At 64.1% G+C, this 23,929-nt stretch carries 20 protein-coding genes; 13 read left to right on the top strand and 7 right to left on the bottom strand.

Going from position 1 to position 23,929, the window contains the following annotated elements:
* Nucleotides 1–134: 134 nt before the first annotated feature.
* Nucleotides 135–1,244, bottom strand: a complete 1,110-nt coding sequence (locus tag IVB12_RS09125; protein WP_247297867.1) for a citrate synthase/methylcitrate synthase — start codon at nt 1,242–1,244, stop codon at nt 135–137.
* A 76-nt stretch (nt 1,245–1,320) separates the two neighbouring features.
* On the opposite strand from IVB12_RS09125, the gene IVB12_RS09130 reads away from it, so the two are divergent.
* Entirely contained in the window at nt 1,321–2,547 is a 1,227-nt protein-coding gene (locus tag IVB12_RS09130) for a citrate synthase family protein (RefSeq protein WP_247297869.1), read from the top strand.
* Nucleotides 2,548–2,682: 135 nt separating this feature from the next.
* Here IVB12_RS09130 and IVB12_RS09135 read toward each other — a convergent pair whose 3' ends face one another.
* Nucleotides 2,683–3,342: a DedA family protein gene (locus tag IVB12_RS09135; RefSeq protein WP_247297871.1), complete on the bottom strand. Its 660-nt coding sequence runs from the start codon at nt 3,340–3,342 to the stop codon at nt 2,683–2,685.
* Between the two features lie 296 nt (nt 3,343–3,638).
* Here IVB12_RS09135 and cobS point away from each other — a divergent pair, with 296 nt between their 5' ends.
* The 5 genes from cobS to IVB12_RS09160 all read left to right on the top strand — a co-directional run bounded on the left by cobS (nt 3,639) and on the right by IVB12_RS09160 (nt 9,496).
* A complete protein-coding gene (cobS, locus tag IVB12_RS09140) occupies nt 3,639–4,637 on the top strand; it encodes a cobaltochelatase subunit CobS (protein WP_247276300.1) in 999 nt (332 codons plus the stop codon).
* A 47-nt stretch (nt 4,638–4,684) separates the two neighbouring features.
* The gene (cobT, locus tag IVB12_RS09145; RefSeq protein ID WP_247297875.1) at nt 4,685–6,586 is read left to right on the top strand and encodes a cobaltochelatase subunit CobT; all 1,902 of its coding nucleotides are present in this window, start codon (nt 4,685–4,687) and stop codon (nt 6,584–6,586) included.
* Complete coding sequence (locus IVB12_RS09150; RefSeq protein ID WP_247297878.1) at nt 6,583–7,680, top strand: esterase-like activity of phytase family protein; 1,098 nt, start codon at nt 6,583–6,585, stop codon at nt 7,678–7,680. The genes cobT and IVB12_RS09150 overlap by 4 nt, the downstream gene beginning before the upstream one ends.
* 163 nt (nt 7,681–7,843) lie before the next feature.
* Nucleotides 7,844–8,956 carry an NADH:flavin oxidoreductase/NADH oxidase gene (locus IVB12_RS09155; RefSeq protein ID WP_247297879.1) on the top strand — a complete coding sequence of 371 codons (1,113 nt, stop codon included), beginning with the start codon at nt 7,844–7,846 and terminating at the stop codon, nt 8,954–8,956.
* A 132-nt stretch (nt 8,957–9,088) separates the two neighbouring features.
* Nucleotides 9,089–9,496: a hypothetical protein gene (locus IVB12_RS09160; RefSeq protein ID WP_247297882.1), complete on the top strand. Its 408-nt coding sequence runs from the start codon at nt 9,089–9,091 to the stop codon at nt 9,494–9,496.
* A gap of 52 nt (nt 9,497–9,548) precedes the next feature.
* Here IVB12_RS09160 and IVB12_RS09165 read toward each other — a convergent pair whose 3' ends face one another.
* Nucleotides 9,549–9,800: a PilZ domain-containing protein gene (locus tag IVB12_RS09165; protein WP_091893446.1), complete on the bottom strand. Its 252-nt coding sequence runs from the start codon at nt 9,798–9,800 to the stop codon at nt 9,549–9,551.
* A gap of 173 nt (nt 9,801–9,973) precedes the next feature.
* Nucleotides 9,974–11,311, bottom strand: coding sequence for a DUF2235 domain-containing protein (locus IVB12_RS09170; protein WP_247298013.1), 1,338 nt, complete (start codon nt 11,309–11,311; stop codon nt 9,974–9,976).
* A gap of 159 nt (nt 11,312–11,470) precedes the next feature.
* Between IVB12_RS09170 and IVB12_RS09175 the strand changes: the two genes are divergently transcribed.
* The gene (locus tag IVB12_RS09175) at nt 11,471–12,148 is read left to right on the top strand and encodes a hypothetical protein (protein ID WP_247297885.1); all 678 of its coding nucleotides are present in this window, start codon (nt 11,471–11,473) and stop codon (nt 12,146–12,148) included.
* Nucleotides 12,149–12,554: 406 nt separating this feature from the next.
* Here the strand turns inward: IVB12_RS09175 and ftsZ are convergent, their stop codons facing one another.
* Nucleotides 12,555–13,814 carry a cell division protein FtsZ gene (ftsZ, locus tag IVB12_RS09180; RefSeq protein WP_346657724.1) on the bottom strand — a complete coding sequence of 420 codons (1,260 nt, stop codon included), beginning with the start codon at nt 13,812–13,814 and terminating at the stop codon, nt 12,555–12,557.
* A 52-nt stretch (nt 13,815–13,866) separates the two neighbouring features.
* Nucleotides 13,867–14,379: a hypothetical protein gene (locus tag IVB12_RS09185; protein WP_247297886.1), complete on the bottom strand. Its 513-nt coding sequence runs from the start codon at nt 14,377–14,379 to the stop codon at nt 13,867–13,869.
* A gap of 636 nt (nt 14,380–15,015) precedes the next feature.
* Between IVB12_RS09185 and IVB12_RS09190 the strand changes: the two genes are divergently transcribed.
* The 4 genes from IVB12_RS09190 to IVB12_RS09205 are packed head-to-tail and all read left to right on the top strand — an operon-like array spanning nt 15,016 to nt 18,157.
* Nucleotides 15,016–15,270, top strand: a complete 255-nt coding sequence (locus IVB12_RS09190) for a hypothetical protein (RefSeq protein ID WP_247297888.1) — start codon at nt 15,016–15,018, stop codon at nt 15,268–15,270.
* Complete coding sequence (locus IVB12_RS09195) at nt 15,267–16,184, top strand: DUF262 domain-containing protein (RefSeq protein ID WP_247297890.1); 918 nt, start codon at nt 15,267–15,269, stop codon at nt 16,182–16,184. The genes IVB12_RS09190 and IVB12_RS09195 overlap by 4 nt, the downstream gene beginning before the upstream one ends.
* Nucleotides 16,177–17,289 carry a DUF3696 domain-containing protein gene (locus IVB12_RS09200; protein ID WP_247297892.1) on the top strand — a complete coding sequence of 371 codons (1,113 nt, stop codon included), beginning with the start codon at nt 16,177–16,179 and terminating at the stop codon, nt 17,287–17,289. The genes IVB12_RS09195 and IVB12_RS09200 overlap by 8 nt, the downstream gene beginning before the upstream one ends.
* A gap of 1 nt (nt 17,290) precedes the next feature.
* Entirely contained in the window at nt 17,291–18,157 is an 867-nt protein-coding gene (locus tag IVB12_RS09205) for a hypothetical protein (RefSeq protein ID WP_247297893.1), read from the top strand.
* Between the two features lie 126 nt (nt 18,158–18,283).
* Here the strand turns inward: IVB12_RS09205 and rpmB are convergent, their stop codons facing one another.
* Nucleotides 18,284–18,589 carry a 50S ribosomal protein L28 gene (gene rpmB / locus IVB12_RS09210; protein ID WP_247276313.1) on the bottom strand — a complete coding sequence of 102 codons (306 nt, stop codon included), beginning with the start codon at nt 18,587–18,589 and terminating at the stop codon, nt 18,284–18,286.
* Nucleotides 18,590–19,100: 511 nt separating this feature from the next.
* On the opposite strand from rpmB, the gene IVB12_RS09215 reads away from it, so the two are divergent.
* Nucleotides 19,101–19,910, top strand: a complete 810-nt coding sequence (locus IVB12_RS09215; RefSeq protein WP_247298015.1) for a DUF3108 domain-containing protein — start codon at nt 19,101–19,103, stop codon at nt 19,908–19,910.
* 601 nt (nt 19,911–20,511) lie between these two features.
* On the top strand, nt 20,512–23,928 hold the full coding sequence (locus IVB12_RS09220; protein WP_247297896.1) for a helicase-related protein: 3,417 nt from the start codon (nt 20,512–20,514) through the stop codon (nt 23,926–23,928).
* Nucleotide 23,929 lies beyond the last annotated feature (1 nt).

Consider the following 23,929-nt stretch of genomic DNA (forward strand, 5'->3'; position numbering starts at 1 on the left):
AGCTAATTCGCCGGCCGCGTATACGTTCCACAGTGCTCGCCCGGGACGTGCAGATCTCGTCAACCAGCATAGATCAGGACTTCGCCCGCACGACAGCGGAGTGGGAGCTCCGCTGTCGCCTTTCCCTTAGTCTTTTAGTCTTTAGTCGCTGGAGCCTTCGGCATGGCGCCCACATAGGACGAACTCGGCCGGATCAGCCGTCCCGTGCGCTGCTGCTCGCGCGCATGCGCGGTCCATCCTGCCGCGCGCGCCACCGCGAAGATCGGCGTGAAGGCCTGCCTCGGAATCGCGAGTGCATCGAGCAGGATGGCGGTGAAGAACTCGACATTGGTCTCCAGCGGCCGGTCCGGATTCTTCTTGCGCAGCGCGCTGCGGATATAGGCTTCGACCTCGCCGGCAAAGGGCAGGTCGGCGCCGTTGGAAGCCAGGGCCTCGATCGCGGTCTTCAGCACGTCGGCACGCGGGTCGCGGACGCGATAGACGCGGTGACCAAAGCCCATCATCCGCTCGCCGCGTGCCAGTGCCGCGTCGACCCAGCTCTGGATGCGTTCGCGCGAGCCGATCGCGTCGAGCATTTCCAGCACGGGCTCCGGCGCGCCGCCATGCAAGGGGCCGGTGAGCGCGCAATAGCCCGCGGTTACGGCGGCGAACAGATCGGCTTGCGTCGAGGCCACCACGCGCGTCGTGAAGGTCGAGGCATTCATGCCGTGGTCGCAGACGGTGACGAGATACGCATCGAGCGCGGTGACCTCGCGCGTTGCAGGCGCCCGCCCGTGCAGCATGCGCAGCGTGTCGGCGGCGTGGCTCATGCTGGGATCGGGCGCCACCGGCTCGAGCCCCCCGGCGCGGCGGGCCAGCGCGCCCGCAATCACCGGAAACGCGCCGACGATAGTTGCTTCATGCTCCAGGCCGTGTTCGGCGCGAAGGCCCGCGACGGCCGCACGAAACCCGTCGACGATGCCCATGCCGCGGGTTGCCGGCAACAGGTCCGGCAATCGCGCGAAGGCGCGCTCCCGCGCGGCCCCCAGGCTCGCCCGCACATCGGCCTCGCTTAAGCTGGTCTTGTTGGCGCCGTTCCAGAGCCGGGCGGTGACGCCCTCAAAACTCGATCTGGCGGCGAGACTGCCGACATGCTCGCCGGCGATGATCAGCTCGCCGCGCTCGCCGTCGACATGGCTCAGCACGGTCTCAGCGGCGGGAACGCCGTCCAGTCCGATCTGGCTTTTGGTGAGGTGGATGTTCATGGCCCAATCTCCCGTTTGATGCAGGGGAAGGTCAGACCTGTCGACAGATTGATCAATCTTGATTACATAAATCAATATGAAAAATTCCAACGAGCTCTACCTCTCCGCCCGGGAAGCCGCCGCCGAGCTCGCGATCTCGCCGGCCACGCTCTATGCCTATGTCAGCCGCGGTCTGATCCGCTCCGAGCCGACGCAGGATTCGCGAAAAAATCGCTACCGGGCCGAGGACGTCCGCGCGCTCAAGGAGCGCCGGGTGCCGTCGCCGGAGCCCAGGGGCCTGCGCAGCTTCGACGCCGATTTGCCGGTGATGGACACGGAGATCTCGACCATCACCGAGGACGGCGCGATCTACCGCGGGGTGAATTGCGTCGATCTCGCCGAGAACGACACGCTCGAGCATACGGCGACGCTGCTGTGGGACGTCTCCGGCGTCGATCCGTTCGATCAGGAGAATCAGCCGCTCCTCTCCGAGGAGATGCGCATGATCGGGCAAGCCGCGCGTCGCGCCGCGCCGATCGACCGCGCCATTGCGGTGCTCGCGCTGGCCGCGAGCGCCGATCCCCGCGCCTTCACCCGCGCGCCCGATGGCCGTGCCATGGTCGGCGCGCGCATCGTCCGCCTGCTGGTCGCGACCATGCTCAATGCCGAGCCGTCGGCCGAGCCGCTGCATCAGCAGGTTGCGAAGGCGTGGGCCGCGGACAACAAGCACGCGAGCGATCTGATCCGCCGCGCGCTCGTGCTGCTTGCCGACCATGAACTGAACGCCTCCACCTTCACAGCGCGCTGTGCCGCATCGACCGGCCTCAATCTCTACGACTCGGTGATCGCCGGGCTCGCCGCGCTCAAAGGGCCCAAGCATGGCGGCGCCGGCGTGCTGGCCTCGCAGCTCGTGAAAACGCTGATCGATCGCGACGTCGAGCCGATGGTGCGCGAGCGCGTCGCGCTCGGCGAGCGCTTTGCCGGCTTCGGCCATGGCGTCTACAAGCGCGGCGATCCCCGCGCGCAATCGCTGCTCAATGCCTTGTCGCGCGCAGGCGCACCGCGGAAGTTCACCCGCGAGGTGCCGGAGCGGATCGCGGAAGCGACCGGCGAGTTCGTCAACATCGACTATGCACTCGCCGTGCTCGTGCATGCCCTGCGCCTGCCCGCCGGCAGCGAGCTCGCTCTGTTCGCCATGGCCCGCAGCGTCGGCTGGATCGCCCATTCCAGCGAGCAATTGCAGTTCGGCAAGCTGATCAGGCCAAGGGCAAGGTATGTGGGACCGGCACCGGGACGGCGGGCGGGAGCTGAGCCCAGGAGCTAAATCTAGACCCTCATGCTGAGGAGCGCGCCCTTCGCGCGCGTCTCGAACCATGAAGGCCCGCCTCTCGCCCGCGGCCATCCTTCGAGACGCCCGCTTCGCGCGCCCTCAGGATGAGGGCGGAGAGCTTGGCGGCCCCTATTCCCGAGGCTTGGCCTTCGCGACGCCGCCGCCGTGCCGGCGGCGGGAGAACCACACCGTTACGCCCACCACGATCGCCACGGCCATTACGGTCAAAATCCAGATGTGCTTGCCGATATGGCCGTGATGATGCAGCCCGGCATATTCGTGGAGCGCTGAGACCGCCAGCACGCCGGGCAGCACATGCGCGGGCGCCCAGGCCAGGATCGCCGGGATGTTGACCGCGTAGAATTTCGCCGGCGCCATGCCGAGCGCGCCGGCGGTAACAGGCACGAAGGCGCGGACCGGGGGCACGAAACGGGCGAAGAACACCGCCCAGGTGCCGAAGCGATGGAAAAAATTCTCGCTCTGCTCGACCACGCGCGGGTAGCTGGTCAGCGGCCAGGTGTTGAGGATCTCGCGCTGCCGCCGGTGCCCGATCCAATAGGCCGATCCGTCGCCGAGCACTGCCCCGAGTGCGGCCGCCAGCAACACCCATGGCAGCTTCAGCTCGCCGCCCGGAACCAGCGCGCTCAGTGCCAGGATGATGGTCGAGCCGGGGATCACCGATCCCACCACCGGCACCGCTTCGAGCAGCGCGGCGAGAAACAGGGTCAGATAGGCCAGCCACGCATGGGCCGAGACGAAGGCGATGAGGGGATCGAGGAAGGATGTCACGTCGTCTCGATGGTGGACTGGAGCACTGGAAGTCAGACCCTACATGGGTCAGTGCATGCGGCAACAGTGGCGTCCGCGCCGGCAGAGGGGTCAACCGCCCGAAATTCGAGCATGATTCGCAAGGCAGCCCTCCAAAAACTGCGTTCCTTGCCTATCTAAATGAAAAGACAATGGAACTTTGATAAGTGGGCGGGCTTCTGCCCGCTCGTTGTCTCTGATAGGTTGATTTTCAGCACCCAGCCGCAGCCAACGTGCAAATAACCGGTTTCGGGACCGCCCGGGACCTCGGAGGATTGATGACGACCGCCGCTCTGTCCAAAGTTGAGGAAGTTTCCGGTCTGCCCGACATGAAGGTGTCGGTGCGCCAGGTGTTCGGGATCGACAGCGATCTCGAAGTCCCGGCCTATTCCGAAGTCGATCCTCACGTGCCCGAAGTCGATTCCGACTACCGCTTCGACCGCGCCACCACGCTTGCCATTCTCGCCGGCTTTGCCCGCAACCGCCGCGTGATGGTGACCGGCTATCATGGCACCGGCAAATCCACCCATATCGAGCAGGTCGCCGCGCGGCTGAACTGGCCCTGCGTGCGCGTCAACCTCGACAGCCACATCAGCCGTATCGACCTGGTCGGCAAGGACTCCATCGTGGTCCGCGACGGCAAGCAGGTCACCGAATTCCGCGACGGCATTTTGCCCTGGGCGCTGCAGAACAACGTCGCGCTGGTGTTCGACGAATACGACGCAGGCCGCCCGGACGTGATGTTCGTGATCCAGCGCGTGCTCGAGGTCTCGGGGCGCCTGACCCTGCTCGACCAGAACAAGGTGATCAAGCCGCATCCGGCGTTCCGGCTGTTCGCCACGGCGAACACCGTCGGCCTCGGCGATACCTCCGGCCTCTATCACGGCACCCAGCAGATCAACCAGGGCCAGATGGACCGCTGGTCGATCGTCACCACGCTGAACTATCTCAGCCACGACGAGGAAGTGGAGATCGTGCTGGCCAAGGCCAAGCACTATCGCTCCCAGGAGGGCCGCGACATCGTCAACAAGATGGTGCGTCTCGCTGACCTCACCCGCAACGCCTTCGCCAACGGCGATCTGTCGACGGTGATGAGCCCGCGCACGGTGATCACCTGGGCGGAAAACTCCGACATCTTCGGCGACATCGGCTTTGCCTTCCGCGTCACCTTCCTCAACAAATGTGATGAGCTCGAGCGTCCGCTTGTCGCCGAGTTCTACCAGCGCTGCTTCAATGCGGAGCTGCCGGAATCGGCGGTGAACGTGGCGCTGAGCTAAAGGTTTGAGATGTCGTCCCGGCCTTTCGGGACGACGGATAGGGTGAGATGACCACCTCCAACTCCAAATTCCGCAGCAGCAAGGAAGCGCCCACCGAGCCGTTCAAGCGCTCGGTCGCCTCCTGTCTCAAGGCGATCGCGAAGACGCCCGAGCTCGACGTCTCCTTCGCCGCTGAGCGCCCGGGCCTTGCGCCCGGCAAGGCGCGGCTGCCCGAGCCTGCGCGCAAGATGACCAAGCGGGACGCCGCGGTCGTGCGCGGCCACGCTGATTCCATCGCGCTCAAGCTCGCCTGTCACGATCCGAAAGTGCATCGCAAGCTGATGCCCGGCAATCCGCAGGCGCGCGGCGTGTTCGAGGCGGTGGAGCAGGCGCGGGTCGAGGCAATCGGCGCGCGCCGCATGGCGGGCGTTGCGAAAAACCTCACCGCGATGCTCGACGATCACTTCCATCGCGGCAAGTTCGACGAGATCACCGACCGCGCCGATGCACCGCTGGCGGACGCGCTGGCGATGCTGGTACGCGAGCGCCTGACCGGCATGGCGCCGCCGGCGGCCGCCAGGAAGATGGTCGACCTCTGGCGTCCCATTCTCGAAGACAAGATCGGCAAGCGGCTCGACCGGCTCGACGGCGTACTCGAGGACCAGACCCGGTTCGGCGATGCCGTGCACGATCTCTTGTCGGCGCTCGAGCTCGGCGACGAACGCAACGCCGACCCCGAGGACAATGACGAGAACGACGAGAACCAGGACGGCGACAACGACCAGTCCGGCGCCGAAGGCTCGCCCGATTCCGACGCCGCGCAGGAGATGAGCGCCGATCAGGCCGAGGCGACGTCGGAGGAGATGAGCGAGAGCGCGATGGAGAGCGCGCAGGCCTCGACCTCGGACACCTTCGACGACGGCGAGCTCGGCGACGATGAGACGCCGGGCGAGGCGACGCGGCCGAATTCGCGCGGAGCCAACGAGCCGCGCGGGCCGGAATACCATGCGTTTGCGCCGAAATTCGACGAGGTCATCGCCGCCGAAGACCTCTGCGACCATGACGAACTGGAGCGGCTGCGCGCCTATCTCGACAAGCAGCTCGCGCACCTGCAAGGCATTGTTGCCCGCCTCGCAAACCGCCTGCAGCGCCGCCTGATGGCGCAGCAGAACCGCGCCTGGGAGTTCGATCTCGAAGAGGGCATCCTGGATCCCGCGCGGCTGTCGCGCGTGGTCACCGATCCCTATCACCCGCTGTCCTTCATGCACGAGAAGGAGGCGACGTTCCGCGATACCGTGGTGACGCTGCTGCTCGACAATTCCGGCTCGATGCGCGGACGTCCGATCACGGTCGCCGCCACCTGCGCCGACATCCTCGCCCGCACGCTGGAGCGTTGCGGCGTCAAGGTCGAGATTTTGGGCTTCACCACGCGCGCCTGGAAGGGCGGGCAATCGCGCGAGGCCTGGCTTGCCGCCGGCAAGCCCGCCAATCCCGGCCGCCTCAACGATCTTCGCCACATCATCTACAAATCCGCCGACGCCCCCTGGCGTCGTGCGCGGAAAAATCTCGGCCTGATGATGCGCGAGGGGCTCCTCAAGGAGAACATCGACGGCGAGGCGCTGGACTGGGCGCACAAGCGCCTCTTGGGGAGGGCCGAGCAGCGCAAGATCCTGATGATGATCTCGGACGGCGCGCCGGTCGACGATTCCACGCTGTCGGTCAATCCCGGCAACTATCTCGAGCGGCACCTGCGCCACATCATCGAGGAGATCGAGACCCGCTCACCGGTCGAGCTGATCGCGATCGGCATCGGCCATGATGTGACGCGCTATTACCGCCGCGCGGTGACGATCGTGGACGCCGAGGAGCTCGGCGGCGCCATCACCGAGAAGCTCGCCGAACTCTTCAGCGAGACCAACACCGCGCCAAGCCAGCCGGCCAGCCGGCTGCGCCGCAAACTGCATTCGTGAGCGCAGCTTCATCCCGCCGCAGCTTTCTCGGCCACGCGGCGGCGGGATTTTCCATTCTGACGATGCCGCGATTGGCGCGAGCGCAGGCGCAATTGCAGCCCGCGACCGAGCCGCCGCCGCGCGCGCTCCACCTCGATCACGCCGTCGCCGCGCCCGTCAGCGTCGAGGTCAACGCGCGCACCATCCCCAATTTCGAGCCGCGCGACCGCGCGCGCACGCGCTTCGGCTCGCTGGATTTTCGCAGCGGCTTGGTGCTGACCTCGCCCTATCGCGGTTTTGGCGGCCTGTCCGGTATCCGCTTCCTCGACAACAAAGGTGAACGCTTCCTCGCGATCTCCGACCAGGGCGGCTGGTTCACCGGCGCCATCCGCTATTCCGGCCGCGAGATGGTTGGGCTCGCAGACGTCGAGGCCGCGCCGCTGCTCGGTGCGGACGGGCGGCCGATCACGGACAAGCGGCTCTGGTACGACACCGAGGCGCTCGCGCGCGACGGCAACCTCGTCTATGTCGGCCTCGAGCGCGTTAACCAGATCCTGCGCTACGATTTCGCCAAGGGCGGCACCCGCGCCCGCGGCGAGGTGATTGCGGTGCCGCCGGCGTTGCGCAAGCTGCCCTCCAACAAGGGGCTGGAGGCGATGGTCATGGTGCCGAGAGGGCAAGGCCAGAGCCAGCCGCTCGCCGGCACGCTGATCGCCTTCTCAGAGCGGGGGCTCGATGCCGACGGCAACCTCATAGCCTTCCTGATCGGCGGCCCGACGCCGGGCCAGTTCAGCGTGCGGCGCTCCGAAAATTTTGACATCAGCGACGCCGTGCTGCTGCCCTCGGGCGATCTCCTCATCCTCGAGCGCAAATTCTCCTGGTTCACCGGCGTCAACATCCGCATCCGCGCGATCCCGCTCAAGGCAATCGCGCCGGGTGCGCTGGTCGACGGCCTCACGCTGTTCGCCGCCGATCTCGGCCACGAGATCGACAACATGGAGGGCATCGACGCCCACGTCACGGCCGGGGGCGAGACCGTGCTGACCCTGATCTCCGACGACAATTTCTCGATGCTCCAGCGGACGCTGCTGCTGCAGTTTACGCTTGTGGAGTAGCCGGCGGTCTCTCCCCCTCATTGCCGATGCGGAGGCGGGCTCGCACCGAGCCAACAGCGCAATGCGTGGCATCACTATCCGCCATTCCGCCGCGCGCCTAGCAATCCGCACGTCGGTCACTACACTCCTGCCATTGCCCCTCCATCCTTCGGAACCTCCCCGCATGTCCGTCCTGTTTTCCCCGATCAAGCTGCGCGGCCTGACGTTGAAGAACCGCGTCGTGGTGTCGCCGATGTGCCAGTATTCGGCCGACGACGGCGTCGCCACCGACTGGCACTTCACCCACATCAACAATCTCAGCCTGTCGGGCGCGGCGATGTTCTGCATAGAGGCGACGCATGTCGAGGCGATCGGCCGCATCACGCCGGGCTGTCTCGGGCTCTACAGCGACGCCTGCGAAGCGGCCTTGAAGCCGATCCTCAATTCGGTGCGCAAATATTCCTCCACGGCCATCGCGATGCAGCTCGCCCATGCCGGCCGCAAAGCCTCGAGCGCGCGGCCCTGGGAGGGCGGCCAGCTGATTCCGGTTGAACACGGCGGCTGGCAGACGGTTGCGCCGTCGGCCGTGCCGCACAAGGAGGGCGAGGCCGCGCCGCTGGCGCTCGACGCCGCGGGCCTCAAGCGCATCCGCAACGCCTTCGCCGACTCAGCAAAGCGCGCCGCCCGCCTCGGCGTCGACGCGATCGAGGTGCACGGCGCGCACGGCTATCTCCTGCATCAGTTCCTGTCGCCGATCTCGAACCGGCGCACCGACGAATATGGCGGCAGCCTCGAAAACCGCATGCGGTTTCCGCTGGAGGTGTTCGATGCGGTGCGCGCAGCATTCCCCGCCGACAAGCCGGTCGGCATGCGGGTGTCGTCGACCGACTGGGTCGAGGGCGGCTGGGACCTGGCGCAGACCATCGCATTCGCGAAAGCGCTGAAGGCGCGCGGCGTCGACTGGATCGATGCCTCCTCCGGCGGCGTCTCGCCGCTTCAGAAGATTCCGCTCGGCCCCGGCTATCAGGTGCAGTTCGCAGAGGCGATCAAGCGCGACACCGAATTGCCGACCATCGCCGTCGGCCTGATCAGCGAAGCCAGGCAAGCCGAGGAGATCGTCGCATCCGGCAAGGCCGACATGGTCGCGCTCGCCCGCGGCATGCTCTACGACCCGCGCTGGGCCTGGCACGCGGCCGCCGAGCTCGGCGGCGAAGTCGAAGCCCCGCCGCAATATTGGCGCTCGCAGCCCTCGACGCAAAAGGCGCTGTTCGGCAGGACCACGTTCGGGGCGCGGTGATTTCTTCACCTCTCCCCGCGTGCGGCGCGGCGTGCGGGGGAGTAAACTCACGCATCCGTAACCCCGCTCACCTTCCACCTCCCGCAAAACTGGCCTAACCTCCGTCCCCTCAACGGCTCACGGAGGCCGGCCATGCGTTTTGGTGTTCGCAAAACTGCCCATGTGTTCGAGCGCGTGGGTCTTGCGATGGCGGGCGCGGCGTGCGGATTGTTCGTCGGCGCCTATGTGGGATCGGCGATCCCCACGCTCACCACGCAGGGGTTCTTGCTGCTGATGATGGTGCTCGGCTTCATCGGCTTCTATATCGGCATCGACACGCCGCAAATGCCGTTCGACGAGGCGCACAGCCAGATCGACGCCGCGGAGTTTTTGAGTTCGGCCGGCACGCTCTGCGCCACGCTCACCGCGCTCGCTTCGGTCGCCGTCATCGTGCTCCGCCTCGATCCGCACATCGCCTGGACCTGGCTCGCTCTGCTCGGCTGGATCGGCGGTGTCGCCATGCAGATCGTCGCGGGCACCAAGGCCAGGATGCGGACGTAGCGCGGCTCTTACCCTCCAGGGGAGGGTAAGCGGGGCATCTCGGTGTTCGGCCCTAGAACACCACGCCCACCCGCGTGCCGCGCTTCCACGCGATACGGCAGCGCTTCTTGGTGTTGACGTGCAAGAGCTCGAACCGATCGGGAATGCTCACCTGCCCGCCGAGATCGACGCAGGCCCCGCCGGGCGAATAGTCGATCAGCGTGCAGGGAATCACCGGCGCGCGCGGGTCGGTGATGATCTTGGCCTGGCGCGACACCAATCCCGAAGGTTTCACGCGGGCATATTTGCGCGGATAGTGCGGCACGTCTCCTCCAGCTCCGCTGTCTCGCGGCGATCGGTTCCAATGATGGCCGGCAGATCATGCGATCCCGCTAAAGCAGGCTTGAGAATTTTAACGAAAAGTAGCGGCAAAGAAAGAAAGCGAAGGTAGCGGGTGCTTACCCCTCCAGGGGAGGGTAAGAGAGCGCGGCTCTCCCATCACCCTGTCACGATCTCCTCCGCCCCCGCCGCCACCTCCATCCCCGGCCCTGTCGGCATCGGCACCGTCACAAAATCCTTCGGCAGATTCACCGGCCGATAGTCCGGCTCCACCGCCATCCGCTTCACCACGCTCTCATGCACATGCGCGCCTTCCGGAATGACGCGCGGCTCGCAATCGGGAATGTAGAAGCCGAGCACCACCTTCCGCTCCGGCCATTCCCGGTATTTCGCGCGCTTCGGCAAATATTCCAGCAGCCGCCAGGCGAGCGTCATGGAATCGTGCAGCTCGCCCGTCTTCCCGGTAAAAGCGGGCGCGACATAGCTGAACGGCGAGTTCTTGCGCTGGATGCCGAAGGCGAGCTGGTTCACCGTGCGCGGGTTGAAGTTCAGCCCCGCCTTTGCGGCCTCCTCGATCATCCACAGCAGCGGATATTTCGACTGTCCGCTCTCGGCTTCCGGATAGCTGCCGCCGACATCGCCATGCACGCCGGCGAACCACACCTGCAGAATGTCCTGCGGCACCTTCTTCTCGTCCGGCACATAGCGATTGCTCCAGAACTCCTGCGGCGCGTCATACGCCTTGAGGCGGAACATGCAGCGCCGCTCGTCGATCGCGATCGCCTGCCGGAAGATTTTGACGCTGGGATTGCGCAGCGTGAAGGCGAGCTCCTCGAAGCTCGGCCAATACAGCCGGTCGGCGCGCGGCACGATCACGCTCGCCACCGTGTCCCAGACGCCGACGAAGTGGATGGTCGGCCAGCGCGTCGAGGTGATGCGCGCGAACTGCGCGGCGAGGTCGAATTGGTCTTTCGGCAGCGGCCCCTGCTCGTCGAAAGTGACATCGCTGAGGTCCTCGACGTCGTTGCCGCGCCCGGTGCCGGAATATTGTTTGTAGGCGATGAGGCCGCTGCCTGCGAGGTTCACCTGCTCCGGCGAGATCAGCCCGACCTTGTGGATCAGCCCCGCCAGCACCCGCACGGTATAGGCGCCGCGCGAGAAGCCGAACAGGTAGATCTTGTCTCCGGCTGCGTAATGCTGAACCAGGAAGCAATAGGCGCTGAGCACGTTCTCATCGAGCCCATAGCCGGTGGCGAGCCCCAGCACCATGTTGATATTGGCCTTCCAGCGATGCCACGTCGTCGGCTCCGTCACCGTGCCGACTCCCGGATCGTAAAACACCATCTGCCGCGGCTGCGTCTTGTCGGTCTTGCGCAGGCAGCGATAGAGCTTCAGGACGTTGGAGATGTTCTCGCTGATCTCGTTGCCGGTGCCGTCACAGCAGATGACGAGGTTTTTCGGCTCGGGTTTGCGGTCGGTGCTGGCTGCATGCTCCATGGGATGCGCCTCCGGGTGATGCGACCGCAGTATAGCGGAAATGGATGGCAGCGAGGAGACGAAGCCGGCGCCGCCGGCGTGGTGCCTCATTTATCTTCTGTTGACATTAACCACTTGTTAACCATGCCGACGCCTAATGTGGAGGAGTGGGGGATCACCATGTCGGCCCATGTGACGCGACCGAAGTTGATGCCTGTTTCGGCCCGTCCAGCCTTTGCTGAGCTTGCCAGGCTGGCGGTTCGCGCCACGGCCGTCCTACGGACCAAAACGGCTGTCGTACGGAGCAAAGCCATGTTTGGAAAGGACGACTTAGTGGACAATCTCAGCCGCGATCTCGAGCGCGCGCGCGGAAGACGCGATGCACTCGCATCCGAAGCCACGACCCTGACGGCCCAGATCGCCGAAATTGAAGCCCGCCTTTCGGAGGAGAAGAAAAGGCGGGAGCGTGAGCGCGTCTTGGTCGAGATCGAAGCGATCAAAACCCGAGTCAAGCAGGCCGCCGGCGCGTTTGCGCCCGTCGTCGATGGCCTCTCCAAGGCGATCGAATCGGCTGCGGCCGTCGTGCCCGAGGCGCGCGAGCTCAATAGTTTCCTGGTGTCGGTGGCGACCGAAATCGACAGCGTGCTCGATCCCCTGTTGCGCGAACTGGATCAGCGCGCCGATGCGGTGCGAACAGGGCACGTCGCGCTCGACCTCCCGAGTTCGGCCGACGAAGCTGCCATCGAGCTGCCGAAAGACAGCAACGAACGCCTGCTTCGTTTTCCGGCGTGGCTGTCTCGCGACAAGGAGACGGACAAGAAGGAAACAGCGGAGAGCCCGCGCAGCACGGCAGCGTGAACAATCGGCGCGCCGCGCGGCTCAAGAAGCTTGTCTGCAGATCTGGCGGTTCTGAGTTGCCGATGAAATTCCCGTCGGCAGCGCCAGCGCGCCGACGGCATGCGCCGGCACAAGCTGATGATATTGTTTGATTCGATGCAAGCCGAGAGCTCAGACCACCTCTCCCGTAGGGAGAGGTCGGAGCGCATCGAAAGATGCGATCCGGGTGAGGGGATCCGGTCTCACCGAGCGCAGCGGGCCCTCACCCGGATTGCTCAGGCGCGCAATTGCGCGCCATAGCAATCCGACCTCTCCCCGCTGGGGCGAGGTGGACCTCCGACCGAACCTGATTTCATCGCGCTTTGGAGCCGCCTGGCAGCGGTCCATGTCCGGCATTGGAGACGATTAACTCCCCTCCTGCGACCGCTCAGTTGGCGGCGCGGCGCAGGAAGGCCGGGATATCGAGAACGGCCTCGTCGGGCGCATTGCGCGCAGCGCTGCGGCCGTAAGGATCGAGCGGCCGGTCGGCCGCGTGGCGTGCATGTTCCAGGCTCGGCCTTGCCGGCGGCCCCACCGGGTGGTGCGGCTGCGGCCGGAGCGGCGGGCTTTCGACCTGCGCAAGGGGCGCACTGCGCTCGATGCGATCGGCGATACGGCGGCCGTCATTGCGCAGCCTGCCGGCGAGCTGCGTGAGTGCGGTTTCCACCGGTTGCGACTGCTGCGCCGGGTCGAGATTATCGATTCCGGTTGCGACCACGGAGACGCGGACGATGCCTTCGAGGCTGTCATCAAACGACGCGCCGACGATGATGTTGGCGTCCGGGTCGGCCTCGTCGCGAATGCGGGTCGCGGCTTCGTCGACCTCGTACAGCATGAGATCCTTGCCGCCGGTGATGGAGATGATGAGGCCACTGGCGCGCTTGATCGAGGGATTCTCGATCAATGGATTGGAGATCGCGGCGACAGCGGCGGCAAGCACGCGCTTCTCGCCGGAAGCCTCGCCCCGTCCCATCATGGCCTTGCCCTTCTCCTTCATGACGGAGAGGACGTCGGCAAAATCGAGATTGATCAGGCCTTCCTTGACGATGAGGTCGCTGATGCAGGCGACGCCGGAATAAAGCACCTGGTCGGCAAGGGCGAAGGCATCGGCGAATGTGGTCTTCTCGCTGGCCACCCGGAACAGGTTCTGGTTCGGGATGATCAGGAGCGTGTCGACCGTCTTCAGCAATTCCTCGATGCCGGCTTCGGCAAAGCGCATGCGGCGCTGGCCCTCGAAGTAGAATGGCTTGGTGACCACGCCGATCGTGAGGATGCCGAGCTCGCGCGCGGTCCTGGCGACGATGGGGGCAGCCCCGGTGCCGGTGCCGCCGCCCATGCCGGCCGTCACGAACACCATGTGCGCGCCGGTCAATTGATCGCGGATCGTGTCGATTGCCTCTTCGGCTGCGGCGCGTCCCAATTCCGGCTGCGAGCCGGCGCCGAGGCCTGCGGTCACCTTTGTGCCGAGCTGGATCAGGCGCCTCGCCTTCGACATTGCCAGCGCCTGCGCGTCGGTGTTGGCGACCACGAACTCGACCCCTTGCAGCCCGGCCGTGATCATGTTGTTGACCGCATTGCCGCCGGCGCCGCCGACGCCAAACACGACAATGCGGGCCTTCATTTCGTGGATATCGGTGGTGCCAGTCATACTTCCCTCGTGATTGCTCCGGCAAGCCGGGGATGGAGATGAGTCTCGAGTGCTACCTGCGAGCCGCGCGGTCCGCCTGCACGATCGCAGCGGCCAGATGTCCCAATCGGAGCGCGGCTTGTCCCGCGATCGTGCCGCCCGCCCGGCGACCGGCCTGGAGAACCGCCACTTCGTCTTCCAGTCGTGCCGCCCACGCATTGGCGGCGGTCGTCTCGGCGGCCGCCTGCGTCAGTTCGACCGCCAGGCGATCGGCACGTTCGCGCTCGCGCTCGAACACTGCCCTGTAGGCGGTTGCGACGGCCTCGAGCCGCGCCACCTCCGCCTTGAAGGCCTGGATCTTGATCGCCTCGATCTTCGCCAGGGAGGCATCGATCGGGTCTGCCCGGCGGATGCGTCGTGGGCGGGGCGTGTAGCGGAGCTCTGCGAAATCAACCCTCACCAGGGCCTTGCCGTCCTCCGACCGCGAGCGCGGCAACCGGCGGCGTCGCGCAAGCGAACGCGCGGCCTCTCGGGAGATATCGAGGCGGGCACTGAGATCGGCATACGTCAACAATGCAACGCACATCGGCGCTTCTCCTGGAGCGAACCGGGACGGCATTTCGAGCTAATGATGGCTGGACGATTACCGCAGGCTAGGCTGCGTTGGTTAATGCACGGTTAACGCGCGAGGGGTGTTGTTTACCAGTGCCGGACACCGGGCCGACGTAGGGATGCCGGGCAGCATCTGCCGCGGGCTGTGTCCTGTCGGTCTTGCCCGGAGGCAGGCGATAGAGCTTCAGGATTTGGAGATGTTCTCCGAGATCTCGCTGCCGGTGCCGTCAGAGCAGATGATGAGGTTTCGGGTCGGTTGTTTGGTCGTGCTCAACGGCATGCCCCGGCGATGCTACCGGGGCGAGCATAGCTGGAAAAGGGCGGCAACCGAGGTCCACTTGAGTGACGCGTCCGTCAGAAGCTGATCGGAGGTAAGCTTAGCGGGACGTATGGGCGCAGGTGTGGTCCGCTTTGGTCGCCTGAACCTTGCTCGCAGATGTGGGTGAACGGATAGTTTAGTGCTCTTGAGTTCCTACCTAAGAAATATAGGTCGCTCCGCTTGCCGAGGTGGGAGCTTGCCTTGCGGGCTGAGCGTCGACCTTTCAATGTTGGATTGAATAGCTGGCTAGAATCTAGGACCTGGGCTATTGAAGACCCGGCGGAGATTGCGATGACTAGCGACGTGAAAGTGGCTCTGGAAGAGAGCACCTCATTTGGCGAGGCGAGCGGCATCGAGGTAGAGGCTCGGCCTCTCCTCGAAGACGTAGCTATCGGCGAACCGTTCAACCCCGATGACATAGACGTCGCTACAAGGTCGATGACGATAGATTTGCTGCTGTCTAGGATTGCCGCTGATGCAATCGATCTTGAGCCCGACTTTCAGCGTCGAGAGGGATTTGGACCGATCGCCAACAGAGTCGTTTGATCGAATCTCTTTTATTGAGAATTCCGCTTCCTACACTTTATGCGGCGGAGGATGAACAAGAGAATTGGGCGATTGTGGATGGTATCCAGCGGCTAACCACCATTACGCGCTTCATTTCGCCTGAATTGATAGAAGAAGCTCCGCTACGTTTGAGTGGTCTGGAGTATCTGGGAAATTCGTTCAATGGCATGGTTTATGATGATCTGCCTGCGCGACTAAAGCGCCGCCTTCGTGAAACTGAGCTGGTTGTTCATTTGATTAGGCATGGCACGCCGCAAGAAGTAAAATTCAATATCTTCGCTCGCATCAACACTGGCGGATTACCTCTCTCCAGCCAAGAATTGCGTCATGCGCTCATTCCCGGTCAGGCCAGAAATTTCCTTAGGGATTTGGCAGCAAGCGATGCGTTCAAGGTCGCAACCACGTACAGCATACGCGACGAACGAATGGCTGATCGAGAAATGGTGCTACGTTTCGTCGCTTTTCGTTTGAATGAGCCTGAGGAGTTTAGAGCGTACGATTTTGATCGCTTCCTTGGTGATGCTATGCGTCAAATAAATACTCTGAGCCGTCGTAAGCTCGATCGTTTGGGGGAGGAGTTCGTTGCTGTGATGAATACAGCAGCGGAGATCTTTGGAGATGATGCGTTTCGAAAGCGCTATCGCGAGCAAGACGCGCGCATGCCCATAAACAAGGCGCTGTTCGAAACTGTTTCAGTGGCGATAGCTTCGCTGGCGGACTCTGAGCGGCGGCGATGTGTTGACAGAGCCACCGAAATACGCGCGCGAATGATGGTCTTAATGCAAGATAGAGTATTCGAGAGCTCAATTTCGCAGGGTACAGGCGATATTGCCAAAGTTCGCTACCGATTCATGGCAATGGAGCGAGTATTTCAGGAGGTGGCGCGTGGCTGACCTTTTGGCGCTCCACAATTTCAAAGCGTTCAAGGACCTTGCGCTTCCTCTTCGGCCGCTCACTGTACTGGCTGGTTTAAACGGTGCGGGCAAGAGCACCGCGCTTCAGGCGCTAGCGTTGGTCAGGCAGTCTCGCGATGCTGGTTTTCTTGACTCGAAGGGCTTCTTGCTCAATGGCGAACTCGTTGAGTTGGGAACGGGATCTGACCTCCTTCACGATCAGCACGAGGATGACGTTATCCGTATAGGTATGCACGATGGGCGAACGCCTTGGGAGTGGGAGGTCGCATACGCTCCTGAGGGTGATGTCTTGCACTTTGCGACCTCGCCCAAGTACGGAATGTTTGCTGGAAACTTTGATGGGGGACTCTTTGGCAATAATTTTCAGTATTTGAGGGCTGATAGAGCCAGCCCGAACGTCAGTTATCCCAAATCATATCATGTCGTAAGCGAGCGCCGCTTTCTTGGCACGCGCGGAGAATTTACTGCACATTATCTCAATGCGTTTCGGGATGCTCCTGTACCAGAGCGGCTCCGGCATCCGGCCGAAATGGCTCCTGGCTTGCTGTCACAGACCAACGCTTGGATGCAGGTCTTCAGTCCTGGCGTAAGTCTCAATGTTGCCGAAGTGCCGCGGACCGACTTTGTTCAGCTTGACTATAGTTACGGCGGTTCAGCAGGTCTCAGCGGCTCCAATCCATTTCGACCAACCAATGTCGGATTTGGACTTACTTATGCACTCCCTGTGGTTGTTGCGTGTCTTGCCTTGCCGGCGGGTAGCTGGGTTCTGGTAGAAAATCCAGAGGCTCATTTGCATCCCCAAGGCCAGGCTGCCATGGGCGAAATGATAGCGCGTGCGGTAGCCGCAGGGACGACCATTATAGTAGAGACCCATAGCGACCATCTTCTGAATGGCATCAGAATTGCCGTGAAGGAGGGGGTGCTCTCGCCAGAGCAAGTGGGACTAAATTTCTTTCATCGCCCGATGGGCGCCGTCGAACCTTCTCACGAACAACCAAAGATTTCCGCTGATGGGCGGCTGAGTCATTGGCCGAACGGCTTTTTTGATCAGTGGGATAAATCGCTCGATCGCTTGCTGTCATAAGATGGCATTCTTAACCTTCTTAAATGAGCTCTCTTACCCGCAGGGCTCGCAGACTCAAGCGTCGGCCCGTGAAGTGGTGCGGACGTTGATCGCACTTTTGAAAGAGCTGAAGGCGGAACGATCGGATTTGGCCCTTCATTCATCCGTGCCATTAGGGGCTGTGCCGCTTGGTGATAATCTGTGGCTCAGCGCCTTGCGTGCTGATGCAGACACCATCGATGAGTGGCGCTTTCTTCGTGGCTTGGAAAATCGAGCTCCCTTTCATATTGGCCTGGATCGAAAGATTGCTGCTAACGTAGACTTCGAATTCGAAGATAAGAGCGCGATTGCGCTAGGACTGGCATATGAATTTGATGCTTTGGCAGTTAGCTTTGACTGTGAGACTTGGCGTCGGTCCGAAGTGGACGTCTTCAGGCTCGAACTGCAGGATGAAGCGCTCGAATCGGAAGTTGTCGTTGTCCGAAACGCTTCGATCCGAGGTCACGTCGATCCGGTGCGTGCTTGGATGCGCATTGTGGCGCTGCAGGCGCCTAGCGATGGGGATGATTTGTGGGACAATCGAGCCGAACGCTTCCCGCGCCTTCGTTTCTTGCCGCGTGTAGAGGAGCAAGTGCGTTCGCTAAGATCGGGAGCGCCTGAATTGTTGGCCGTGAACCGGCGCCTATGGGAAATTCAGTGCGCGCTTGCAGAGTGGAATCCTGAGTCACACGCTCTCCCGACTTTTCGTACTAAGGTTACCCCTGAACACGAGCAACGCCGATCCTTATTCAACTTCGTAGATGTGCAAGGAGAGGTGCGCTGCTTCGATCTGCACGCGCGATACACGCCCGGTGCCGGGAGGATCCATTTGTGGTGCGACCGTTCGTGACGAGGTCAGGAATTACGACCTGTCACAAACAAAAACGGCCGGATCTTCCGATCCGGCCGCAACGCAACTCTACTGGCTAAGCCTACGCCACACGACGCAACTTAGCCCCCGCCCAATTCTGAATTCTTAGCTCGCCTTCTTCGCCGGCGCGTCGCCGACCTTCTTCTGGATGGCGCGCTTCAGCTCGAGGGCGCGCGGCGACAGGACGTCGGCGCTGGCCTTGAGCAGGAAGGCATCCAAGCCGCCATTGTGGTCGACGCTCTTGACCGCGTTGGTGGAGACGCGCAGGCGCACGTTGCGCTCGAGGGCTTCCGAGATGAACGTCACGTTGACGAGGTTCGGCAGGAAGCGGCGCTTGGTCTTGATGTTGGAGTGGCTGACCTTGTGGCCGACGAGGGGGCCCTTGGCCGTCAGTTCGCAGCGGCGAGACATGGTAGAAATCCTCAGGTTCGAGCCCCCAACGATTTGCGGCCGCCATTCGGGGCGCCACGGGGGCAAATTCTTTCGTCCTTGCAGGGAGCGGGCGGACGTATAGGGGGGAAGGGGCGGGACGTCAAGGTTTTGGGGTGGATTTAGCCCCACGCCGGGCGTCATCGCCCGCGAAGGCGGGCGATCCAGTATTCCACCGGCGCGGCTGGAGTCGAGGGGCCGCAGCGTGCTGGATGCCCCGCTTTCGCGGGGCATGACCGCGGAGGGGGCGGGGAAAGGTTGGCGCCAAGGGCTACCGCCCGATCACCAAAACGGCAATGATCGGAACGCCTTACCATCACATAAAGGGCGTATTCGCGGCCGAAGAGTCCTGGGGAGTTCCGCCGCTTTTGGCGTCCAGCACATTGTTTGCCGCTGTTTTTGGCTTAACTAACAAGGCCTGACGGCCCCATTGGATGGCTTCGTGAATATCCTGACCTCTCACCCGCCGCGGCGGCGCGCCGGCCAGTTGGCCCTGGCGGCGTTCTGCGGCCTCGTCTTGGCGTGGGGAGCGGCGCCGGCAACGGCGCAAGGCAAGCTCGAGGCGCAATATGAGGCGACACTATCGGGCATTCCCGTCGGCAAGGGCGCCTGGAACATCGACATCCAGGACGACGTGTTCGCGGCCGCGGCTTCCGGCGGCACCACGGGGCTTTTGAAGTCGTTCGCGGGCGGCTCGGGCACCGGCGCCTCGCAGGGCCGCGTCGTCAACGGCGCGCTGGTTGCGACCGGCTATCAGGCCTCCACCACCACCTCGAAGAAGACCGAAGAGATCCGCATCACCCTCGACAAGGGCAATGTGAAGGATTTTGCGATCCTGCCGGAGCCGCCGGTCGACCCCGATCGCATCGTCGTCACCGAAGCGCATCGCCGCGGCGTCTGGGATCCGATGACGGCCTCGCTGCTGCGCGTGCCCGGCAATGGCGATCCGGTGTCGCCCGAGGCCTGCCATAATAGCGCGCCCGTGTTCGACGGCCGCATGCGCTACGACTTGAAACTCGATTTCAAGCGCATGGAGAGCGTGAAGGCCGAGAAGGGCTACAAGGGCCCGGTCGTGGTCTGCGCGCTCTATTTCGTGCCTGTGGCCGGCTACATCCCCGATCGCCCCGTGATCAAATACCTCGCCGCCCAGCGCAACATCGAGATCGCCTTTGCGCCGGTGGCGGGAACGCGCATTCTGGTCCCGTTCTGGCTGAAAGTGCCGACGCCGTTGGGACCTGCGATGCTGGAAGCGACCAGCTTCATCACCTCCCCCCAGCCGCCACGCGTCGCCAAGACGCAGTAGGGGTTCTTAACCCTCCCCTCCAAGGGAGGGTAAAAGAAGTCTTGTGAATTCAACGGCTTACCTACTGTGCATGGGGTTGTTTTCGCACTTTTTGTTTGGCAGGTCGGCGAAGCTGGAATCCATTTGACTCCCGCCTGATTCTGATTCGACTCCCGGCTGTCCCCAGCCTTAAGGAACACGTCATCAAATCGTCGCTTGTACGGCAGCCGGAGCCTTCATCTAGTGCACGCCTGTGGCGAGTCCCGCGACATGTTGCGTGAACGGAACGGGACTCGGCAGGGAGTCAGCGATTCGGCCGCGATTCGTTCTAGAGTCGTTCCGAAGCTTAAGGCGAACGGGAAAAGCGTCGCAAAGTGAGACACTGCGCGAGGTTGGGAAGACTGCTCCGCGTTCGCTGTCACCGCGCGGCTTGACCGGGCGATCCAGTACGCCGAGGCAATCGTGGTTGAGCCGATGAGCCGCGGCGGACTGGATGCCCCGGTCAAGCCGGGGCATGACAGCGGAGCGCGTGGTGGCGTTCGGAGACATCGCTGACACCTGATCGCCTCATCGTCTCAAACAGCACTGACATTCGCCCAAATCGGCACTACCTATCTCCAGAATGGCTTTTTCTTCCTCCCCCTTCGCTTCCGAGCGTGCCCCCGGTGCCGGCGTCACTGCGGTGCTCGGGCCGACCAACACCGGCAAGACCCATCTCGCCATCGAGCGGATGCTCGCGCATCCCTCCGGCATGATCGGCCTGCCGCTGCGCCTGCTTGCGCGCGAGGTCTACAACAAGATCGCCGATCGCGCGGGGCCAGAGAGCGTCGCGCTCGTGACCGGCGAGGAGAAGATCAAGCCGAAGAAGCCGCGCTATTGGGTCTCGACCGTCGAGGCGATGCCGCGCGATCTCGACGTCTCCTTCCTCGCCATCGACGAGGTCCAGATCGCCTCGGACCTCGAACGCGGCCACGTCTTCACCGACCGCATCCTCAACCGCCGCGGCCGCGACGAGACGCTGCTCTTGGGCGCTGCGACCATGCGCCCGATCATCGAGCGCCTCTTGCCGGGCGTGTCCATGATCACGCGGCCGCGCCTGTCGCAGCTCGAATTCGCCGGCGACCGCAAGATCACGCGCCAGCCGCGCCGCACCGCCATCGTCGCCTTCTCCGCCGACGAGGTCTACGCCATTGCCGAGCTGATCCGCCGCCAGCATGGCGGCGCCGCCGTGGTGCTGGGCTCGCTCAGCCCTCGCACCCGCAACGCGCAGGTGGCGATGTTCCAGAACGGCGATGTCGACTATCTCGTCGCCACCGACGCCGTCGGCATGGGCCTCAATCTCGACGTTGACCACGTTGCCTTTGCCTCCGATCGCAAGTTCGACGGCTACCAGTTCCGCCGCCTGACACCCTCGGAATTTGCGCAGATCGCCGGCCGCGCCGGCCGCGCCACGCGCAACGGCACCTTCGGCACCACCGGCCGCTGCGCGCCGTTCGAGCCCGAACTCGTCAACGCGCTCCAGAACCACACCTTCGATGCCGTGAAGATGCTGCAATGGCGCAACTCGAAGCTGGATTTCTCCTCGCTCGGCGCGCTCCAGGTGTCGCTGAACCTGGGCCCAGGGCACGAGGCGCTGACGCGCGCCCCGATCGCCGAGGACATGCGCGTGCTCGACCACGCCGCCCGCGACGTCGATGTGCGCGATATCGCGCATGGCAAGGCGGCCGTGGAGCGCCTCTGGGAGGCCTGCCAGGTCCCCGATTACCGAAAGCTGTCGCCGGCCGCTCATGCCGAGCTGGTGACGACGCTGTACGGCTTCCTGATGCAAAAGGGATGCATCCCCGATAGCTGGTTTGCCGCCCAGGTCGATCAGGCCGACCGCGTCGATGGCGACATCGACACGCTGTCGGCCCGGATCGCGCAGATTCGCACCTGGACCTTCGTCGCCAACCGCCCGGATTGGCTGAAAGACCCCGAACGCTGGCAGGGGATCGCGCGCGAGGTCGAAAATAAATTATCGGATGCGCTCCATGAACGCTTGACTGAGCGTTTCGTTGATCGCCGTACCAGTGTATTGATGCGCCGCCTGCGGGAGAACACGAGCTTGAATACTGAAATCGGCAAGACCGGCGAAGTCATCGTCGAAGGCCACGTCATCGGCCGCCTCGACGGCTTCACCTTTGCACCGGACGCTGCGGAAGCCGGCTCCGATGCGAAAGCCTTGCAGGCTGCAGCGCAAGCGGTGCTCGCCGGCGAGATCAACGCGCGCGCCGAAAAGCTGGGCAATGCACCGGACGAGCAGTTCGTGCTGACCTCGGAAGGCATCATCCGCTGGACCGGCGATGCCGTGGCGCGCCTGTCCGCCGCAGACGACGCGCTGCATCCGCGCATCCGCATCATCTCCGACGAGCGCCTGACCGGCGGCCCGCGCGAGAAGGTGCAGGCCCGGCTCGAGCTCTGGCTCAAGACGCATATCGAAAAGCTGCTCGGGCCGATGTTCGAGCTGTCAAAGGCCGAGGATGTCACCGGCATCGCCCGCGGCATCGCCTATCAGCTGGTCGAGGCGCTCGGCGTGCTGGAGCGTCCGAAGATCGCCAGCGAGCTGAAGGATCTCGACCAGTCCTCGCGCGCGGTCTTGCGCAAGTACGGCGTCCGCTTCGGGGCCTATCACATCTACTTCCCCGGCCTGCTCAAGCCCGCCGCGCGCGCCCTCGCAGCGCTGCTCTGGGCGTTGAAGCAGGACAATGTCGATCTCTCCGCGCTGTCTGGCGCTCAGCATTTGGCATCTTCGGGCCGCACCTCGTTCCCGGTCGACAAGCAGCTGCCGCGCGATGCCTATCGCGTGCTCGGCTACAAGCAGGCCGGCGAGCGCGCCGTGCGCGTCGATATTTTGGAGCGGCTTGCCGATCTGATCCGCCCGGCGCTGGCTTGGCGCGAGAACTCGCCCGGCGAAAAGCCGGCCGGCGCGTTCGACGGCCGCGGTTTTGTGGTGACGCAGGCGATGACCTCGCTCACCGGATCGGCCGGCGAGGACTTTGCGTCGGTGCTGCGCGCGCTCGGCTATCGCATGGAGAAGCGTCCGCCGTTGCCGCCAAAGCCTGTGGTGACCGAGACGGTCGCGGCAGAGACGCCGCCCGTCGAGGGCAGCGCGGAGACGTCGACCGAGACCGCAGCGGAGGCCGTAGCGGGTCTGCCCGCAGAAGCATCCGCCAAAGCCGCTCCTGAAGCCGTCGCCGTCGAAGACGCCCCCGGCATGGAGCAGCGCGACGAGGGCGCGCACGAGCCAGAGCCTGCGCCGGAAGCTCCGCCTAAGGCCGCCGTCACGCCCGAAGATGCCCCCAGCATCGCGCCACCGGCGGAAGAGATTGCTGCGCCGGCAGAGGCTGCCGGCCTCGAAGCCGCTGCCGCCGAGACCGCGGCAACGGAAGCTACCGCAGCGCCTGAGGCTGCCGCGCCTGAAGCCGTCGCGCCTGAGGCTGCCGCGCCTGAGGCTGCGGCGACGCCGGCCGAGCCCGAGCTCGTCGAGGTCTGGCGTCCCGGCGGCCGTCACGAGGATCGCAAGCCGCGCCACGAGCGCCATCGCCATCAGCGTCACCATCAGCCGCGTCCGCAGGCGGGTGCAGAAGCTAGCACGGCCGCGCCCGGCGAAGCAGCCGAAGGCGCGAAGCCGGGTGAGCGCCATCGCCATGGTGGTGGTCATCGCCGCGACGCGGCCAAGGATTTTCGCAAGGGCCGCGAAGGTGGTGGAGACGGTGCGCCGCGTCCCGAGGGGCGTGACGACAGGAATCGCCGTTTCGAGGGCAAGGACCGCGACAACAAGGATCGCGATCGCAACCGTGACAACAAAGGCAAGTTCGGCGATCGCGACAAGGGCCGCGACAACCGTGGCCGCGACCGCCGCGACCGCGAGTCCGGTCCGTCGCTGCGTCCCTATGCCTCCAGCGCGAATCCGCGCGAACGCGATCGTCCTGTTGATCCGAACTCGCCCTTCGCAAAGCTCGCAGCGCTGAAAGAGCAACTGGCGGGGCGCAAGGAGTAAT

Origin of the sequence: Bradyrhizobium sp. 179 (genome assembly GCF_023073535.1) — a bacterium.
GTDB lineage: Bacteria > Pseudomonadota > Alphaproteobacteria > Rhizobiales > Xanthobacteraceae > Bradyrhizobium.

Bases quoted from the DNA above. Each gene is read 5' to 3' on its own strand.
- IVB12_RS09125 (WP_247297867.1), bottom strand. From the start codon at position 1,244: ATGAACATCCACCTCACCAAAAGCCAGATCGGACTGGACGGCGTTCCC.
- IVB12_RS09130 (WP_247297869.1), top strand. From the start codon at position 1,321: ATGAAAAATTCCAACGAGCTCTACCTCTCCGCCCGGGAAGCCGCCGCC.
- cobS (WP_247276300.1), top strand. From the start codon at position 3,639: ATGACGACCGCCGCTCTGTCCAAAGTTGAGGAAGTTTCCGGTCTGCCC.
- cobT (WP_247297875.1), top strand. From the start codon at position 4,685: ATGACCACCTCCAACTCCAAATTCCGCAGCAGCAAGGAAGCGCCCACC.
- IVB12_RS09155 (WP_247297879.1), top strand. From the start codon at position 7,844: ATGTCCGTCCTGTTTTCCCCGATCAAGCTGCGCGGCCTGACGTTGAAG.
- IVB12_RS09160 (WP_247297882.1), top strand. From the start codon at position 9,089: ATGCGTTTTGGTGTTCGCAAAACTGCCCATGTGTTCGAGCGCGTGGGT.
- IVB12_RS09170 (WP_247298013.1), bottom strand. From the start codon at position 11,311: ATGGAGCATGCAGCCAGCACCGACCGCAAACCCGAGCCGAAAAACCTC.
- IVB12_RS09175 (WP_247297885.1), top strand. From the start codon at position 11,471: ATGTCGGCCCATGTGACGCGACCGAAGTTGATGCCTGTTTCGGCCCGT.
- ftsZ (WP_346657724.1), bottom strand. From the start codon at position 13,814: ATGACTGGCACCACCGATATCCACGAAATGAAGGCCCGCATTGTCGTG.
- IVB12_RS09185 (WP_247297886.1), bottom strand. From the start codon at position 14,379: ATGTGCGTTGCATTGTTGACGTATGCCGATCTCAGTGCCCGCCTCGAT.
- IVB12_RS09190 (WP_247297888.1), top strand. From the start codon at position 15,016: ATGACTAGCGACGTGAAAGTGGCTCTGGAAGAGAGCACCTCATTTGGC.
- IVB12_RS09205 (WP_247297893.1), top strand. From the start codon at position 17,291: ATGGCATTCTTAACCTTCTTAAATGAGCTCTCTTACCCGCAGGGCTCG.
- rpmB (WP_247276313.1), bottom strand. From the start codon at position 18,589: ATGTCTCGCCGCTGCGAACTGACGGCCAAGGGCCCCCTCGTCGGCCAC.
- IVB12_RS09220 (WP_247297896.1), top strand. From the start codon at position 20,512: ATGGCTTTTTCTTCCTCCCCCTTCGCTTCCGAGCGTGCCCCCGGTGCC.